The 16,851-nt window shown below is 42.1% G+C and carries 16 protein-coding genes; 3 read left to right on the forward strand and 13 right to left on the reverse strand.

The window, feature by feature from the left end:
• Positions 1 to 72: 72 nt before the first annotated feature.
• The 4 genes from ACTQWB_RS10980 to ACTQWB_RS10995 all read right to left on the reverse strand — a co-directional run bounded on the left by ACTQWB_RS10980 (position 73) and on the right by ACTQWB_RS10995 (position 8,170).
• The gene (locus ACTQWB_RS10980) at positions 73 to 2,736 is read right to left on the reverse strand and encodes a C1 family peptidase (protein WP_441501581.1); all 2,664 of its coding nucleotides are present in this window, start codon (positions 2,734 to 2,736) and stop codon (positions 73 to 75) included.
• Between the two features lie 22 nt (positions 2,737 to 2,758).
• Positions 2,759 to 3,826, reverse strand: coding sequence for a histidinol-phosphate transaminase (gene hisC, locus ACTQWB_RS10985; RefSeq protein ID WP_441501580.1), 1,068 nt, complete (start codon positions 3,824 to 3,826; stop codon positions 2,759 to 2,761).
• A 747-nt stretch (positions 3,827 to 4,573) separates the two neighbouring features.
• Positions 4,574 to 5,968, reverse strand: coding sequence for a magnesium transporter (mgtE, locus tag ACTQWB_RS10990; RefSeq protein WP_441501579.1), 1,395 nt, complete (start codon positions 5,966 to 5,968; stop codon positions 4,574 to 4,576).
• A gap of 711 nt (positions 5,969 to 6,679) precedes the next feature.
• On the reverse strand, positions 6,680 to 8,170 hold the full coding sequence (locus ACTQWB_RS10995; RefSeq protein ID WP_441501578.1) for a phospholipase D-like domain-containing protein: 1,491 nt from the start codon (positions 8,168 to 8,170) through the stop codon (positions 6,680 to 6,682).
• Positions 8,171 to 8,373: 203 nt separating this feature from the next.
• On the opposite strand from ACTQWB_RS10995, the gene ACTQWB_RS11000 reads away from it, so the two are divergent.
• The 3 genes from ACTQWB_RS11000 (at position 8,374) to ACTQWB_RS11010 (ending at position 10,633) form a co-directional block, all read left to right on the forward strand.
• Positions 8,374 to 8,595 carry a hypothetical protein gene (locus ACTQWB_RS11000; protein WP_441501577.1) on the forward strand — a complete coding sequence of 74 codons (222 nt, stop codon included), beginning with the start codon at positions 8,374 to 8,376 and terminating at the stop codon, positions 8,593 to 8,595.
• A 240-nt stretch (positions 8,596 to 8,835) separates the two neighbouring features.
• Entirely contained in the window at positions 8,836 to 9,288 is a 453-nt protein-coding gene (locus ACTQWB_RS11005) for a MarR family winged helix-turn-helix transcriptional regulator (protein ID WP_441501576.1), read from the forward strand.
• Positions 9,278 to 10,633: an MATE family efflux transporter gene (locus ACTQWB_RS11010; RefSeq protein WP_441501575.1), complete on the forward strand. Its 1,356-nt coding sequence runs from the start codon at positions 9,278 to 9,280 to the stop codon at positions 10,631 to 10,633. Before ACTQWB_RS11005 ends, ACTQWB_RS11010 begins: the two co-directional genes overlap by 11 nt.
• 100 nt (positions 10,634 to 10,733) lie before the next feature.
• Here ACTQWB_RS11010 and ACTQWB_RS11015 read toward each other — a convergent pair whose 3' ends face one another.
• The 9 genes from ACTQWB_RS11015 to ACTQWB_RS11055 form a co-directional block, all read right to left on the reverse strand.
• On the reverse strand, positions 10,734 to 12,128 hold the full coding sequence (locus ACTQWB_RS11015) for an alanine/glycine:cation symporter family protein (RefSeq protein WP_441501574.1): 1,395 nt from the start codon (positions 12,126 to 12,128) through the stop codon (positions 10,734 to 10,736).
• 251 nt (positions 12,129 to 12,379) lie between these two features.
• Positions 12,380 to 12,877 carry a nitroreductase family protein gene (locus tag ACTQWB_RS11020; protein WP_441501573.1) on the reverse strand — a complete coding sequence of 166 codons (498 nt, stop codon included), beginning with the start codon at positions 12,875 to 12,877 and terminating at the stop codon, positions 12,380 to 12,382.
• 365 nt (positions 12,878 to 13,242) lie between these two features.
• Positions 13,243 to 13,479 carry a polya polymerase gene (locus ACTQWB_RS11025; protein WP_441501572.1) on the reverse strand — a complete coding sequence of 79 codons (237 nt, stop codon included), beginning with the start codon at positions 13,477 to 13,479 and terminating at the stop codon, positions 13,243 to 13,245.
• Between the two features lie 218 nt (positions 13,480 to 13,697).
• Positions 13,698 to 14,177, reverse strand: coding sequence for an MATE family efflux transporter (locus ACTQWB_RS11030; RefSeq protein ID WP_441501571.1), 480 nt, complete (start codon positions 14,175 to 14,177; stop codon positions 13,698 to 13,700).
• Complete coding sequence (locus tag ACTQWB_RS11035) at positions 14,125 to 14,310, reverse strand: hypothetical protein (RefSeq protein ID WP_441501570.1); 186 nt, start codon at positions 14,308 to 14,310, stop codon at positions 14,125 to 14,127. The genes ACTQWB_RS11030 and ACTQWB_RS11035 overlap by 53 nt, the downstream gene beginning before the upstream one ends.
• A 145-nt stretch (positions 14,311 to 14,455) precedes the next feature.
• Positions 14,456 to 14,812, reverse strand: a complete 357-nt coding sequence (locus tag ACTQWB_RS11040) for a helix-turn-helix domain-containing protein (RefSeq protein WP_441501569.1) — start codon at positions 14,810 to 14,812, stop codon at positions 14,456 to 14,458.
• 33 nt (positions 14,813 to 14,845) lie between these two features.
• Positions 14,846 to 15,370, reverse strand: a complete 525-nt coding sequence (locus ACTQWB_RS11045) for an AraC family ligand binding domain-containing protein (protein ID WP_441501568.1) — start codon at positions 15,368 to 15,370, stop codon at positions 14,846 to 14,848.
• A gap of 23 nt (positions 15,371 to 15,393) precedes the next feature.
• Positions 15,394 to 15,936, reverse strand: coding sequence for a rubrerythrin (rbr, locus tag ACTQWB_RS11050; RefSeq protein WP_441501567.1), 543 nt, complete (start codon positions 15,934 to 15,936; stop codon positions 15,394 to 15,396).
• A 105-nt stretch (positions 15,937 to 16,041) separates the two neighbouring features.
• Positions 16,042 to 16,770, reverse strand: a complete 729-nt coding sequence (locus ACTQWB_RS11055) for an alpha/beta hydrolase (protein ID WP_441501566.1) — start codon at positions 16,768 to 16,770, stop codon at positions 16,042 to 16,044.
• Between the last annotated feature and the right edge of the window lie 81 nt (positions 16,771 to 16,851).

Consider the following 16,851-nt stretch of genomic DNA (forward strand, 5'->3'; position numbering starts at 1 on the left):
GGTATGATTTTTCAAACAGGCCCAGGAACGAGCCTGTATCTTTTTTTCTTGTATCTTTTTTGTTTCTTGTGTCTATCTCTTCGTCACAGCTTTCGATGCCTGGTATTTACTTTTCACTATTCCTGACGGCTCTTTTACAAAAGCACTTACATAATAAGTATATTTCTTTCCTTTTTTCACTTTTGTATCTGTCCAGGAAGAAGTACTTCCTTTCTTAACTGTCGCTGCCAGTGAAAACTTACCGTTTCCAGTTTTTCTGTAGATATAATAGCCATCGCATTTTTTCTGTGCTTTCCACTTCAGCTTCAAGCCTTTTTTCACATTGGAAACAGAATTTATCTTCTGCAAAGAGGGGGATGACTTATATTTTCCACTGGACTTATAACTGCTCGCCACCGTTTTATTATTCACTGTGCAATAAGCTCTGACAGTGTATTCATAAACCGTGGCTGCTTTTATTTTTTTATCCTTATAGGATGTGGTTGATGCTTTTTTTACAGTAGCAAGCTTCGTCCATTTTCCAGAAGATTTTTTCCGATAAACCGCATATCCGGCAGCCCCTGAAACTTTACTCCAGGACACCGTATTATACATTCCCGAAGAAACCTTTACGGAAACAGATGGTGTGGAAAGTGTCGTCTTAACAGCTTTCTCCCCTGTAAAATCAGAATATTTCGCAGTACCATTTACCATACTGTAAGCATGTATCTTATAAGTATAAGTAATTCCAGGTTTTACCGTTGTATCCGTCCAGGAACCCACATTCCAGGCCACAGTCGTCATCTTCTTGTAATCACTGCCAGTTTCTTTTCTATATATCTGATACCCCGAAACACCGGAAACCTTATTCCATGTCAGATTGATTCTATTATAAGCCCCTGCCTGCCCCTGAAGAGAGGATGGCTTTGACACAGAAACAGCACTGCCAAGTGTCCTTGTGTGTGCCTTGATCCTTGCACATGCATTTGGACTTGTTTTTGAAAAATCATTCCATCCGCTTTGCTCATGATAACAAAAACTCTGGTTCTCTTTCAGATCTGCCTGAAATTCCACCCAGTCATACGCACTATTTGTTTCACAAAGATAATCTACCGCACCAGAACCAATATTCGTAATGACTACGGAATACAGCGTTCCATTCATCAGATTCACTTCTGGTACCGAAACTGTGGAAATGCCGGCATGCTCCTGATAAAATTTAACTGGTGTACTGTATGCCGGTGTTCCACTTACCGGATTGCTTTTATCCGTCAGGTTCGTATAAACCTGAATACTGTAAGAACCTCCATCCGTATATGTGGCAAGGACAACTTCTCCTAACGCTTCTCCTTTTCCATTTCCCGCCTTTGCCTGAAAAACATTGGAAACAGCTGAAATACCGCCACTTCCAGACGGATACAGCTTCAGTTTACTCAATGCACTGGAACCGTCATAGAAGTAATTGTTTTTGTATTTGGGATTCGTGGTCGCTTCTGCTGCTACAATATTATAATTGCACTTATTCTGGTAAGAAATGTAAAAATATCCACCATCTCCCCAGTCATCTCCCCAGCTGTTTCTCGCAATCCATGCGCCATCCGAGGTCACCTTGCAGTCATCATTGAAGTTTTCCCTGGAAAAATTGTCATCCCATCCAACCAGGGTTACGGCATGGTTCACCCCGGCACTTCCAGGATAACTGTATGCATACATATGCGGATTATAGTAATTGTCATACATTCCAAAAGACATGGAAACAGAACCATATTCAGAAATCAGGTTTTTAATATTATTTACAGAATAAGAAGAAAACGCTGCATTTTCCAGATAGGCAGTCGTTTTATATGCCATGCCGGAATCCGGCACTTTGTCTGAATCCAGGGTATGATCCGAATTCGTCTCATAGGGCACCTGGGATTCCAGTGCCATGCCGCTCCAGGTACTCAGGAAAATAGCAGCTAAAGTCTGGTTGCCTCCTTCTCTGTAGGAATGCTGGACAATATTCCTGTCATTTGGTGTATTTCCCAGCGGATCATTCCTGCGGTTTGCAAAGAAATATGCCAGATGCTCCTCTGACAGATCAAAGAGCCCTGTTCCTGCTCTTCTAAACGAGATTTCCAGATTGGCTGCCAACGTATAAGCCCAGCACATATTCGACGGCTTCTGGTTACGGACTGGAAGGGAAAGACTGCTTCTTGGATCGTATCTGGCAGGATAAGAAGCTGCCCGTGCGGCTCCTACACTTCCTGTCTCTTCATTTCCACTTCCAGAAGGGGGATCTACATAGCTTAACGGTGAAAGCTCCCTGATTGGTTCCAGCTGGGCTTCTATTTCCGCTTCCGTAAGCGTATCCTCCTGCCCGTCTGCTACAGGTGACGGATCATCTGGATCCATGCTTCCAAAGCCTGATTCCGCTTCTTTTATTCCGCCATCAACAAAGCCATCTACTGTATCTTCTGACTGAAATCCCCCTTCGGTTGTCATTCCATCCGAGTTATCTAAAACTCCTGTTTCTTCCTGCCCGTCTGCCGCAAATCCCTGAGTCTGGCTTTCACTTGGCATCTGCTCCGCATTTTCCTGGTCAGCTGTCACATCATTTATTCCAGAATCCACTGTGGAACTGTCATTTTCCCCGTACTCCCAGGCTGTATCTGCATTCATGGAGTCTTCTGCAATAACAGGTACTCCTGTTACAACCAGTGTTCCTGCCAGCAGGACGCTCAAAACTCCTTTTTTGAATAACTTTTTATATTGCATTTTTACTCCTGTAAGCTTTCTATCATTTTTCACTTTTTTCCAGGTATTTCTGCAAAAACCGGATCAGCTTTTCCATTTCCTCCTGCGTTCCTACTGTGATGCGCAAATGGTTGTCAATCCTGGGCTTCGGGAAATATCTTACATATATATGCTCCTGACGAAGAGACGCAAAAAGTTCGCTTGCCGGACATCTTTTATGTGAAGCAAAAATAAAGTTTGTTTTGGAATCCGGGAAGGTAAATCCAAGAGCAGACAGCTCCTTCTTCGTCCATTCCCTTGTCTCCATGATCTTCGCACAGGTTTCCTGAAAATATGCCTTATCCTGGATTGCTGCCACGCCAATTGCAAGAGTGGTTCGGTCCATTGTATAAGAGTTAAAGGAATATTTCACATCATTCAGGAATTTGATCAGCTGTGGGTTTCCACATGCAAAACCGATTCGCATTCCCGCCATGGAACGTGATTTGGAAAATGTCTGTACCACCAGAAGATTGTCATATTTATCAATAAGCTCCAACGCAGATTTCGCCCCGAAGTCCACATATGCTTCGTCCACGATCACGATCACATCCTGGTTATGCTGCAGAATCTCTTCTATATCAGCGAGGGGAAGCTCCACGCCTGTGGGCGCATTTGGATTTGGGAAAATGATTCCACCGTTTTCTTTAAAGTAGTCTTCTTTGCGGATGCAGAAGTTCTCATCAAGAGCCTTGCACTCGTATGGAATCCGGAAAAGATCTGCCCATACGTCATAGAAGGAATAAGTAATATCCGGGAAAAATACAGGTTTACCAGAATTAAAGAAGGTAAGAAAGCTCATGGCCAGAACGTCATCTGAACCAACACCTACAAATACCTGCTCATCTTTCAACCCATAATTCTGTGCAATAGCATGTACCAGATCACCTGCTGTAGGATCCGGATAAAGACGGAGTGTGTCTGTATCAATTTCCTGAAGTGCTTTCGTTACACCTGGTGCTGGCGGATATGGGTTTTCATTGGTATTCAGCTTGATCATGTCTGGCTGGTTTGGCTGCTCACCAGGGGTGTAGGGTACTACTTTGCGAATGTTTGCTTCCCATTTATTCATTTCGGTCCATCCTCGCTTCTTCGTGTTTTCTTCCTGATAGTTTCTATTATAGATTTCTTCTATATAATTCTGTATCATGTATGTTTCCACATAATGTTTTCATTGTACTTTTTTCCGTGTGGTTTGTCAAATTGCTATTTTGTGTGTTAAAAGTCCTTCAGGAGGAACGCATTCGGACAATGGAGATTGCTCACTCGCTGGCGCAACGCTACAATGAACTAATCGCTAACTACGACTAATGCGTTCGGGAGAGCCCTCACGCATAAGTCTTCGTAAGCGCTGGATTTCATCTACGCTAAGAACGCGCCTGAAATGGCTCGCTAGAGCAATCTCCATTGCCCGAACGCTGTGTACTGGCTAAAACTGGTATATAGGAACTTTTATCTGGAGGGGGGCTTCGTGTGTTGGTTTCCCTATAATTTGTTGGCAACGATAGTTTTTGAAATTTCCCCTTGCCTGTATCCAGCGGTTTGGCAATATATATTCACGTAGCCGTGCATTTCAGGAGCGGTTTTAATGTAGCTGAAATCCGATGCTTACGTAGACTTGGCGCGAGGGCTCTCCCGAGCGTCTTAGTCGAAGTTAGCAGCTAGTTCAGCGGAACGTTGCTCCGCACGGCGGTGAATATACATTGTCAGACCGCGTACGGGTAACGACATCCAGCACATTAAATAGCAAAAAAGCTCTCCAGGACACTGAATCCCAAAGAGCTCTTTCCTATAATTTATTTTGCACAAACACGTATTTTTAACCAGCCAGATGCAGAACTCCGATCAGGAAGATCCAGCCAAGTCCGTAATAGGTCACTACTGCAACAAGGTCATTGACAGTGGTGATCAGGGGACCAGACGCAACTGCAGGGTCAACTCCCACCTTCTTGAAGAACAGTGGGATACAGGTTCCAACTGCACTGGAAATCAGCATTGCCAGAAGCAGGGCTACTCCGATACAACCGGATACTGCATATGCGAATACCAGTGTTTTTCCCTTGAACAGATAAATATATAATCCGATAAGTACAAAGGATAAAATACCAAGCAATGCACCATTGCACAGACCAATCCGCATTTCCTTAAATACCAGCTCCAGCTTCTGTTTCCCGGTAAGGGATTCATCCATAAGCACACGGATGGTAACAGCCAGGGACTGTGTACCAACATTACCAGCCATGTCCAATATAAGGGACTGGAATGCCATGATGATAGGAAGCTGTGTTACTACATTTTCAAACACACCTACTACAGAAGATACCACCATGCCAAGACCAAGAAGAACGATCAGCCATGGCATACGTTTCTTCATACTCTCCTTTAACGGTTCCTTCAGATCCTCCTCTGCAGTAAGACCAGCCAGCATGGCGTAATCTTCTCCCATCTCATCATCAACCAGGTCGATGATATTGGAAGATGTGATAACACCTAAAAGGCGGTTGTCATTATCCAGAACGGGAATGGAATCTTCTGAATACGCCTTCAGTTCTTCGATACAATCGTCAATATCCTCTTCCGCATATACATATGGATAAGAGGTTGCTACCAGATCATCCAGGGATTTATCCTGTCTTGCAATGATCAGGTCTTTCAGATCAATGGCTCCGTAAAACTTCTGAGATTCCGTCACCACAAAAATTGTGGAAATATTATCATTCTTGGCAGCCTGCTCCACAAGACTGTTCATAGCCTGCTTCACAGTAAGATTTTCACGGATGATAATGCAGTTGGTTGTCATACGGCTACCGATCTCGTCCTCATCAAAGGAAGCGATCATCTCGATGTCGTGACGGACATCATCATCCATTAACTCTACCAGAATCTTTTTCTTGGCTTTATCTATTTTCTGGAGAACCTCCACAAGGGCGTCCGTCTCCATGCGTGAAAGAATGGCGGCACCTTTTTTCACATCCATCTCTTTCACATATTCCGCTGCATTGTCTGAGTCGGTATACTCAAAAATATCAGACAGCATATTCAAGTCCAGAATACGGTACAGCTTGTAACGTTCCTGAACGGTCAGCCTCGGCATTGCATCTGCAAGGTCGTTGGCATGAAAGTCCTCCAGCTTGTTGCTCATGGCTGCCGGAGAAGTATTACTTCTGATTACATCCAGAATGTCCTGGGTGTAATCCTGCACTCTTTTCTCCATCCTATTTTCTCCAATCTGACAATAAGACAGTGCACCCGGTTCCTGGTCGCAGGTAACATTCTGTGGGTTTCTATCTTATGTATTTTTATGGGCTTTTATAAGTCCATTTTAACGGACACCAGTGTGTGTTAAAAACTCTGGAATCCGTTTTCAGGGAATATTCGATCCCACACAGGGCATGTGAAGTAATCCAGGCAATATCATTTTCACCTGAACCTTATACAAATATTCATACAGAAAGGGCGCACAAAAAGCCCGGGATCTGCTGCAAAGCTTTTAGTCAATAATGCAAAAGTCCCTTTATCCGTACAATCATAATTTTGTGGATTACATAGGATTGAAAAAAGAAATGAGGTCAGAACACCAGCTCGCACTGTATCTGTTTATACAAAAAGGAGAACAGAACAGGTCGCGGTTCCATTTGCTATTTCGTTCTTCCATCCTATGCAACTACTTCGCCCATGAGAATCGCAACTATCCATTCTGTTCACCTGCCTTTGTTTTAGAATTTTATATAGAAATTATTTTATTCCAAAGGTCATTCTAACTGCTTTTCCATAAAAAATCAATTCCTAATTTGCTATTTATATAATTTTTCACTTGCTTTTTTCATTTTTCTTTTCTTTTTTTTACAATATATGCAAAAGCACTATTCTCAACCTTCCTAATTATCTTCTTATCATATGCGTTCTTTATAATTTATCTTCCCTTCTATAATAATTGCCTAAGCGGTCTTATCAGGATTCTAAGCACACCATAAAATATTTTTTTCTTCCAATCCAGCACTTTTTCTTTATATTGCGTACCTTCTGTCTCCTGGCCATTTGATAACACTTCTTTACTTTTCTCATAGTAAATATCCTCTGTGTCCTGGATCTGCTGGTTCAGCTCTCTGCTATCGATGACCAGCATCAATTCCGTGTCCAGATAAGTGCTTCTTATATCCAGATTATAAGACCCGACTACAGATAACCGATCGTCGATCAGTACCGCTTTTGTGTGTACTGCATGCTCATTCATCAACTCGTACACGTCTGCACCAGTGCTTAGAATTTTCTTTTTCTGATTGAGATAATCGGTGCAGCCCCATGGATTGGACCCTTTTTCAACTGCATTTAAAACAATTCTTAGCTTTGCATGGGATGAGATTTCATCAAGCACCTCATACATATAGCGATTGCAGATCACATAAGGTGTCTGGATTGTTATCTGTCTGGCATCCTTGGACAGATAGTGGATTGCCTGGAGAACCTGCGGTGTTTTTGGGGCAGCCTGCGTTCCATTATGAATCAGCGTAATCTTATTGACAGCCATCGTATCTTTTTCCCAGGAATTATAAGTATCCATGTCTGGATATTTCTTTTGCAGAGAATTATAGCGTTCTTTCAGAGACTGATATTCTTTTTCGTATTTTCCAGAAAGCTTCTCGTCCCGCTCACTCTCACTGGCTTTGTCCGTACCAGTCAATATCTGCATATCTGAATTCTCTTCAGAATCTTCCGGTTTTTCTTTATTTTTTCCAGCTACGCACTCTTCATCCCAGATCTGCTGAAAATACGTTTCCAATTCCTGTAAAGATTTACCTTGCCCTTTAGAAGTATCATACACCAAAATGTCCCGGTCTACGTTAATCCCTGTGGTTTTATCTCCGAGAAAAATATCGTTACTGTTTCGCCCTCCAAGCAGATACATTTCCCCGTCAATGATCAGGTATTTGTCATGCATACGGTAATTCAGCCGAAGCAGATTCCCAGGTGTTACCGGATTATAAACTCCTACCTGTACATTTTCCAGAGCTGCCAGTGCCTGAAACTCCCGGCTCCCATTCAGGAAAAGCTGCTGATAAATCCCATCGATCAACAACTGGATCTTCACACCTTTTTGGGCTGCGTGGTTCAGTGCAGCAAGCAGATCGGTTCCACTGTCATCCGCCCTCAGATCAAAAGTGGAAAGCACAATGCTCTTTTTTGCAGTTCCGATCATCCGCAGCCGCCATAAAAGTGCCTCTTCATTGTCGTCAATACAGCGGATTCGTTCTTCTCCCGGTATCTCCTGGGTAAATGTTATCTGCTTTAATTTTTCTTCATAGCCTTTATCTGGTTTTCTGCAAAAAAGAGGAGCCAGAATATTAACCAAAACCACGATAAGCAACAGACTAATTAATATTTTTCTGGTATATTTTAGACATTTTTTTATTTTCATATAAGAATCCTCATGTTTTCAAATTACGAAACAAACCTTTCATCTTTCGTCATAATATCGTATTGTAGCATGGTTCTTTTTGCGTAACAAGCACAGTCATATGAATATTCCTGTTCATAGAAATTTTCGTAAAATATGTCCTTTGAAATTCCTGCATTTATCTGTCATAATCCAGATATCAAACCCAAACGGAGGATTTTACTATGAACGAATATGAAATCTTTATTGAAACCATCAATCCTTGTGGTGGAAGTGCACATGCCCAGAAAGAAATTATTGAAGCAGAGGCCAAAAGTCCAAGGGCATATGTGGAAGAACATGGGAAATTCCCGATCATGGACATAGCAACAAACGCTGCCGGGGACGTGATCATTACCACTGGTGATTCCAATGGGTATATCATCCGTTATACCTTTACCAAATAGTGCAAACCACGATTTATCAAAATACTTTTCCAGATATACTCCCTATTTTTATAAGAATAACCCCAAAGACAATATTTTAAATCATATTCCTATATTTTTTTGCTTGACAAAATGATTCCTCCCTCTTATAATTATCAGCGGTAATTATCTTTGATAATTACTTTAAATAAATCATTTTAATAGTTATATGGAGCATACAAATTGCAGAAATGATTTTAAGTTTTCGAAAGGATAATGAGTATGAACATCGAACTGATCAAACGGATGCTTGATGCCTGTTACCAGGGCAAGCGGATCCGGGATATGCTTCCTCCCTTACCAGAGGGTGTTGCCTCATCTTATATCCAGTACCTGGATGTGATTGAAGCACTGGATGCGAAAGGTATTCAGGTAAAGGTATCAGACGTAAGTGATGCTCTGGCACTGCCAAGACCCGGTGTAACCCGTACCATCAAAGATATGGAAGCAAAGGGATATGTAGAAAAACAATCCTCTTCTTCTGATGGTCGTGTCACCTATCTCACAGTTACAGAAGCAGGCAAGGCGTTGTCTGAAAAGTACAATAAACAGTACTTTAAAGAGTTGTCGTCTCATATGGACAGTATTTCTGATGAGGAGGCAATCTGTATGATTCAGACCATAGAAAAATTCTATAAGATTATGAGTGAAAGGAGAATCAACCTTGACAAGTGAAAAAAATGATTTTACCCAGGGCAGTATTCTGAAAAAGCTTGCCCTGTTTATGCTTCCGATTCTGGGAGCTCTGGTGCTGCAGGCAGCTTACGGCGCAGTTGACCTTCTGGTAGTTGGACGATTCGGTTCCACCTCCGGACTTTCCGCCGTTTCCACAGGAAGCCAGGTACTCAATCTGGTAACCTTCGTGGTAACCCAGTTTGCAATGGGTATTACCGTTCTCATTGCCCGTTATCTCGGGGAAAAGAAACCGGAACAGATTGGTTCTGTCATCGGAGGCGCAGTTGTAGTATTTGCAGTAATTTCTGCGGCACTTTTTGTGATTATGGTGGTGTTTGCCAACCCGATTTCTACACTGATGCAGGCGCCTGCAGAAGCACTTGACCTGACTACCAGCTATGTACGCATTTGCGGAAGCGGTATTTTCTTTATCGTGGCTTATAACCTTCTGGCTGCTATTTTCCGTGGATTAGGAGACAGCAAATCTCCATTGTTGTTCGTTCTGGTTGCCTGCATCGTCAATATTTTTGGTGACCTGCTGCTGGTTGCAGGATTTCATATGGACGCTGCCGGTGCTGCTCTTGCCACTGTTTTTGCACAGGCAGTCAGCGTGGTATGTGCCATTGTGATATTGGTAAAAAAGAATCTTCCATTTTCCATCAGTAAATCAGATTTCCGCTTCAATCCGCAGTGTAAAAAATTCCTTGGAATCGGACTTCCGCTGGCACTCCAGGAATTCCTTACCCAAGTTTCCTTCCTGGCACTTTGTGCTTTCGTCAACCGACTTGGACTGGAAGCTTCTTCCGGCTACGGTGTTGCCTGCAAGATTGTAAACTTCGCTATGCTTGTTCCAGGTGCCCTGATGCAGTCCATGGCCTCCTTTGTTTCCCAGAATGTGGGAGCAGGAAAAATAAAGCGTGCGAAACAATCCATGTTTACCGGAATCGGTGTCGGACTTGTTTTCGGATGTATTGTATTTGCACTTGTAATGCTAAAAGGTGATGTATTAGCCGGTCTGTTTTCCACAGATACAGCGGTCATCCAGAAAGGTTTCGATTATCTGAAGGGCTTTGCTCCTGAGACCATCGTAACAGCTATTATGTTCAGCATGGTTGGTTATTTCAATGGAAACAATAAGACCCTCTGGGTTATGTTCCAGGGCCTGTTCCAGACACTGCTTGTCCGTCTGCCAATGTCCTATTACATGAGTATCCAGCCAAATGCCAGCCTGACCAAAATTGGTCTGGCAGCACCGACCTCTACACTGGTAGGAATTATTTTAAATGTGATGTTTTTTATTTATCTGAATAAGAAAGAAAAAGCGCAAAAACAGGTAAACGCTTAAAGCAACAGTGGGACTGGCGCACTAATAAAATTTAGTGCGCCAGTCCCTTTTTAGGATTATTTTTTATACTATACAATTATTTTTTTACTTGTAATTCTTCTTACTTTTTTCTTCGAATCTCCGATTGAAATTCTTCAATATCTTTCGCAATCTCCCCACTAAGCAGCAGCATACAGATCAGATTCGGAATTGCCATCAGTGCATTGGCAATGTCTGAGAAGTTCCATACCAGACTAAGTGTCTGGGTGCAGCCTACATACACCACTATGGAAAATACAACACGGTAAATCATATTATATTTATGAGTTCCAAGCAAATACTCAAATGCCTTTTCCCCATGATATTCCCAGCCAAGAATAGTAGAAAATGCAAATAATGTGATTCCAATTGTCACCAGCCATCCGCCAGAACTGCCAAGAACAGTTTCAAAAGCTGCAATTGTCACATCTGAACCTGTAAGTATATTTCCTGCTGCGTCTGTAGTTCCCAGTACTCCAGAAGAAGCAATGGCAAGTCCGGTAATCGTACAAACCACAATAGTATCCCAGAATGTTCCGGTCATATTTATGTAACCTTGCCGAACCGGATTATCTGTCGTCGCTGCAGCCGCCGTAATAGCAGCGGAACCCATACCTGCCTCATTTGAAAAAACACCTCGTGCCACACCATAACGCATAGCACTCATCATAGAAGCAACAATCGTACCGCAAAGACCGCCGCCAACTGCCTTTGTGGAAAATGCCATCCGAAAGATCATGGCAAGACCTGCAGGCAAATTGGAAATATTTCCAAAGATTACAACAATTCCGCAGATTACATAGAAAATAGCCATAACCGGAACAACAACGGAAGATACTTTGGATATCGATTTAATTCCACCGACAACAATCAATAATGTTAATATTGTTATAATTATGCCTGATGCCTGCATGGGAACATGAAAGGTAGAATGGAGTGCACTTGCAATTGAATTTCCCTGCGTCATGTTTCCAATTCCAAAGGAAGCAATCACAGCGAAAAAAGCAAACAGCCAGGCCAGGATCACACCAAATGTCTTATTTTTCAGCCCCTTTTTCATGGTATACATAGGACCGCCGCTCATTTCCCCTTTGGCATTTACTTCACGGTATTTTATTGCCAGCATACATTCACTAAATTTTGAAGTGAGTCCAAAAGCTGCGGAAATCCACATCCACACCAGGGCGCCCGGACCTCCGGAAACCATAGCCGTTGCTACGCCTACGATATTTCCGGTTCCAATAGTCGCTGCCAGGGCTGTAGTCAGTGCGGAAAACGGAGAAACATCTCCCTCTCCACGGCTTTTGGTACGCGCTTCTTTACTGAGAGTACTTTTCAGTGCATATCCCAGATTTCTCCAGGTTAAGAATCTGGTCCGAACAGTGAGAAATACTCCGGTTCCCACAAGCAAAAGCAACATAACTGGTCCCCACACAAAATCATCCACTTTTGTTACAATCTCGTTCAATCTCTCCATAAAGCATCCTCCCTTCAAGAATCATAAGAAATGTAAATGCAAAAAGAGCGATGTGATTGAACAACATCGCTCTTTTTGGTGTGCGTATTAAATTGTATGTAGTATAACCTTATATATGCCTGATTGTCAAGGGGAAATATCTGTAGTTAGCCCCTACTATACCCAAAACAGTTTCTGTTCACTTCGTTCACAGCAACACGCTTCGCGGAATGTTACCAGTGAACAGTACCCCCAAACAAGACTGTTCAAAGTTATTCAACAAAATGAATTCTTGTTTCATCAAAGCGATTCTGCTGTTCTCGTGTTTCTGCCGGATACCCCATTGCAAACAGAGAAAATACTTCCAGATTTTCCGGAAGATTCAGTATTTCATGAACCAGGTTCATTCTGTCCTGCATCGGCGCAATCCCGATCCACACACCGCCAAGTCCCAGTGCATCCGTTTCCAGCCAGATATTTTCCTGGGCAATAGCCATATCAATCTGAGCCATATCCTGTACAACCAGACCTTTCGTGCGATACACCGGTACAATGACAACCGGGGCTCCTGCCGCACATCCGGAATATGGAGTTGCCTTTGACAATTCCTGTATTTTCTCTTTGTCTGTCACTACATAAAATTCCCATGGTTGCTGATTACATGCACTCGGTGCCTGCATTCCCGCTTTCAGTATCTGTATGATTTTTTCTTTCTCTACTGCCTTATCCTCATATTTTCTGATACTCACCCTGTGAAAAACATTCTCCATATTATTTTGCTCCTTCTGTATACATTTTTTGAACTTGTAACTGTATCATACGATATATTTTTTATAAAAACAATCCAGAAATTTATACAGTTAATAGACGCTTTATGTTTCCACGCAATTTTGCGTTGATACTTTCCTTCCAATAACATATAATTCGGAGACAGCAGGAAAAGCAACCAGCTATTATATTATCAAAACATACGATTGGAGGGCATTGATATATGGAAGAAAACAAAACTCTAAACAGACCATAATAAAACTGCATTGTATAAAGATTTCCTTCGTAAAACGAAACTTCTTTATACAATGCAGCCTTTCCTTTAACTTTGAATCGTATGTAATTTTTCAAACAGGCCCCAACATTATTATTTAACCGGAACCAGGAATTCTTTCAACAATGCATAATCCTCTGCATCATAGCATACGATCTCATAGGATTCTATGTCCGGGTTGCTGAATACTCTGGTAAGCCCGATATACTGTGTCAGCTTGGAGGCAAGATTTAACACATCTTTCTCATCTGTGATCAGTTCCACTCTTCCATGGCATTTCTCAAGTGCTCTGAAAAAGCCGTCAATGTTCTGTATTGATTTTACACGCATGATTTTCACTCCTTTGAATTTTTTCTTCGGCATCAGAGCATATATAACAAACGTTTTGCTGCTCCTTTTTATGCCTCTTGACGATATTATTTTAACACCATTCAAATTATTTTTGCAATTCCATTTTCGCCATGATCGTTTCTATTTTAGAAACTATAACTTCCAAATCTTTTTCATTAAGAAAACCTGCGCTGTTTCTAACCATTTCACTTACACATTTACTTCGCCTGAACCAGAGCCTTTTTCTCCCACTTCCTGCTATGAAGACGGAAATACATCCAGATACACCTTATGCACTCGTCGCATGCCATTCCGGTCCATGCGCCATAAATTCCCCATCCAAGGCGAAGACCTAATACATAGCTTCCCAGAAAAGCACAGGCTGGCATGGATATGATACCCATAATAACTGTAATTGTGGCATCTCCGGAGGATTTCAGTGCAGTTCCAATGATATAATTTCCAGCGCGTCCTAATTCCTTCAGAACATTAATAAGCATAACCGGCACTACGCAGGCCAGTATAAGTTGATTATCCGTCAGTATCCCCAACACCGGTCTGGTAATAAACACACACACAAAGGCCACTGTTCCTGAGATCAATGTACCGTATTTCACCGCTTTCATCGTTTCACGGTAACTGTCTTCAAACCGGTGCTCCCCTACGCGCCAGCCAACTATATGTGTTTGCTGTTCCAACTCCTGCCACAGCCTGGTCACTGACCAAAGAAAGCATAACCGTATCAGCTACCCCTACCAGCATCAGCAATGCATACTCTATAAAAATAGGCCAGAACAACTGCTTTAAAGTTTTTTCTGTTGTTTTCATCATGTATTACTCCTTCCGTGCGTTATATATTATGGAAGAAGTATACTGCCACAATTTATATTTTGGAAGAAGTAACACGACTGTTTTTATAACAATCCTGCCATATTTTGATAATCGTATTATTCTATTAACTTTTTTTTCTGTTAATTTACGTTTTCTTCCATCCACTTTTCTGAAAAGAACGAAATTCCAACGGTGTCATGTTGGTCAGACGCTTAAATATCTTACTGAAATAACTAATGCTTTCAAAACCGGTTGCACATGAAATTTCAGTAACGGGCATTCCTGTAGTGCTAAGCAGATTTTTCGCTCTCTGGATCCGATAGGACTGCACAACCAGATTCGGACTTTGTCCCAGATATTGTTTAAACAGACGGTAGCATTCCCGCTCACTGATATTGGCAGCTCCCGCCAGTTCCCTGACAGAAATTCTACTCTGATAATGTTCCATGATATAAAGCAGCATCTGTTTTACACGAATATCATTTGCCTCCATCTGCGCCATGCCCTGACCGGGCTCTGCTTCCTGCACACGTTGCTATATGTATATCCATATCTTAGAAAGAATACTCCGCAGCGTTAACGCAAAAAAAGGCGGTTCACCCCGGCATAAAGCAATTGTCTGCCTTATCAGGTTCAAAACTGCCTTTTCTTCTTCCGAATCATGATAAATCGGGACTGCTTCCACTGCTTTCTGGTGAAAGACCGGAGCCACATAATGCAGATCAAAGTAGCTTCCGTCAGTCCCTGTCAGAAACGTCCTGTCAAACAGATTCGCATAGGAGACAGTATTTTTTTCAATAGGCTTCAAAGCATGAAGTACCCCTGGATTCAGATAAATGGCATTGCCAGCCTGCAGCCTGTACTCTTTGCGGTTTGTGCGATAAATACAGGCTCCGCTTGCAATATAGATCAGTTCCAGTTCATTATGCCAATGCCAGGGAATCAGTTCCCGCATATAGTTATCATACTCTACAATATACAGGCTATGCTTCTGAAGGGGATCGTCATAAAAGATGGTCTTCTGCATTTCACGATCAATGCAAATATCTGTTATCAGCATGATTTCTCTTCTTAATAACTTTTTTAGTAATTCTCAGCATGTACTTCAAAATAGCTCTGCGGATGTGCACATACCGGACAAACCTCAGGAGCCTTTGTTCCAACTACGATATGACCGCAGTTACGGCATTCCCATACCTTCACTTCGCTTTTCTCAAATACCTGGGCAGTCTCGATATTTTTAAGTAATGCACGATATCTTTCTTCGTGATGCTTCTCGATTTCTCCTACTGCTCTGAATTTCGCAGCCAGTTCCGGGAAGCCTTCTTCCTCTGCGGTCTTGGCAAAGCCTTCATACATATCTGTCCACTCGTAATTCTCGCCCTCTGCAGCTGCTGCAAGATTCTCTTTCGTATTACCGATTCCTGCTAATTCCTTAAACCACATTTTTGCATGCTCTTTTTCATTATCTGCGGTTTTCAGGAATAAAGCTGACATCTGCTCGTAGCCTTCCTTCTTCGCTACAGATGCGAAATAAGTGTATTTATTTCTCGCCTGTGACTCTCCTGCGAATGCCTCCTGTAAGTTCTTCTCAGTCTGTGTTCCTGCGTACTTGTTTGCTGCCATTATGATTTCCTCCATTTCCATTTTTTCGAAGCAGTTCTTCTTAATTAGGATTATGGATTATATACTAATACTTGTCAAGCACTCTGAAAAATTTCGCGTCAACGATTAACCCAGGATAAATACTGAAATGGCCTCCGCTGTCTGCTGTACCTGTTCCTCATTGGTAATAGACGGGATTCCGTCTCCCTTTTGCATTCCGTAGCTGCCAAAATATCCATGGCATCCACCTTCCAGAACCTTTTCTGTAAAATTCTTCGGAAGATGCTCTTTGTTTTTTTCATAAGATTCTCTCTTCAATACGCCATCCTCAGAGCCGTAGATGCTGAGCACTTTCAGCGGTGTCTTGCTTAGATCACTTGTAGAATAAGCGGCCAGAAGAATCAGTCCTTTGTATTCTTCTGCATGCTTGCTTACATAGTTCGCAGCCATTGCACCTCCTAAGGAATGTCCACCCATATACCAGTTTTTAATCTGTGGATATTTTTCTTGAATTCCATCTGCTGCATTTGGTTTCAATACAGCCAGATTACCAGGCATTCTTACCAGTACGCAAAGCACTCCTTTTTTCGCACATACAAGCATCAATGGTGCATAAGCTTCGCATTGCACTTTGCCTCCCGGGTAAAAAATCATACCGGATACCGCATTCTTTGGAACAAAAGAAATAAGCGTTTTGTTTTGTTCGATTTCTACATCATCGTCCTGATATGTCATCGCTGCCTCTGCTGCATTATCGGCTCTGTAATAATCAGCCAGGTAACTGCCACATCCAATTCCAAGGACTAAAATTACGGTAAGACATATTGCGATAATTATTTTTCGTTTTTTCTTCATGTTATACCCCACATATTTCTCCGTATAGATTGTTTAAATTACAACTCATGATACGATATATTTGAGGTAAAATCAATTGCT

This window comes from Blautia sp. HCP3S3_H10_2 (assembly GCF_052122375.1).
Lineage (GTDB): Bacteria > Bacillota > Clostridia > Lachnospirales > Lachnospiraceae > Blautia_A.

Coding starts and splice junctions, on each gene's coding strand:
- ACTQWB_RS10980 (WP_441501581.1), bottom strand. CDS start 2,736: ATGCAATATAAAAAGTTATTCAAAAAAGGAGTTTTGAGCGTCCTGCTG.
- hisC (WP_441501580.1), bottom strand. CDS start 3,826: ATGAATAAATGGGAAGCAAACATTCGCAAAGTAGTACCCTACACCCCT.
- mgtE (WP_441501579.1), bottom strand. CDS start 5,968: ATGGAGAAAAGAGTGCAGGATTACACCCAGGACATTCTGGATGTAATC.
- ACTQWB_RS10995 (WP_441501578.1), bottom strand. CDS start 8,170: ATGAAAATAAAAAAATGTCTAAAATATACCAGAAAAATATTAATTAGT.
- ACTQWB_RS11000 (WP_441501577.1), top strand. CDS start 8,374: ATGAACGAATATGAAATCTTTATTGAAACCATCAATCCTTGTGGTGGA.
- ACTQWB_RS11005 (WP_441501576.1), top strand. CDS start 8,836: ATGAACATCGAACTGATCAAACGGATGCTTGATGCCTGTTACCAGGGC.
- ACTQWB_RS11015 (WP_441501574.1), bottom strand. CDS start 12,128: ATGGAGAGATTGAACGAGATTGTAACAAAAGTGGATGATTTTGTGTGG.
- ACTQWB_RS11020 (WP_441501573.1), bottom strand. CDS start 12,877: ATGGAGAATGTTTTTCACAGGGTGAGTATCAGAAAATATGAGGATAAG.
- ACTQWB_RS11025 (WP_441501572.1), bottom strand. CDS start 13,479: ATGCGTGTAAAATCAATACAGAACATTGACGGCTTTTTCAGAGCACTT.
- ACTQWB_RS11035 (WP_441501570.1), bottom strand. CDS start 14,310: ATGATGAAAACAACAGAAAAAACTTTAAAGCAGTTGTTCTGGCCTATT.
- ACTQWB_RS11040 (WP_441501569.1), bottom strand. CDS start 14,812: ATGGCGCAGATGGAGGCAAATGATATTCGTGTAAAACAGATGCTGCTT.
- ACTQWB_RS11045 (WP_441501568.1), bottom strand. CDS start 15,370: ATGCTGATAACAGATATTTGCATTGATCGTGAAATGCAGAAGACCATC.
- rbr (WP_441501567.1), bottom strand. CDS start 15,936: ATGGCAGCAAACAAGTACGCAGGAACACAGACTGAGAAGAACTTACAG.
- ACTQWB_RS11055 (WP_441501566.1), bottom strand. CDS start 16,770: ATGAAGAAAAAACGAAAAATAATTATCGCAATATGTCTTACCGTAATT.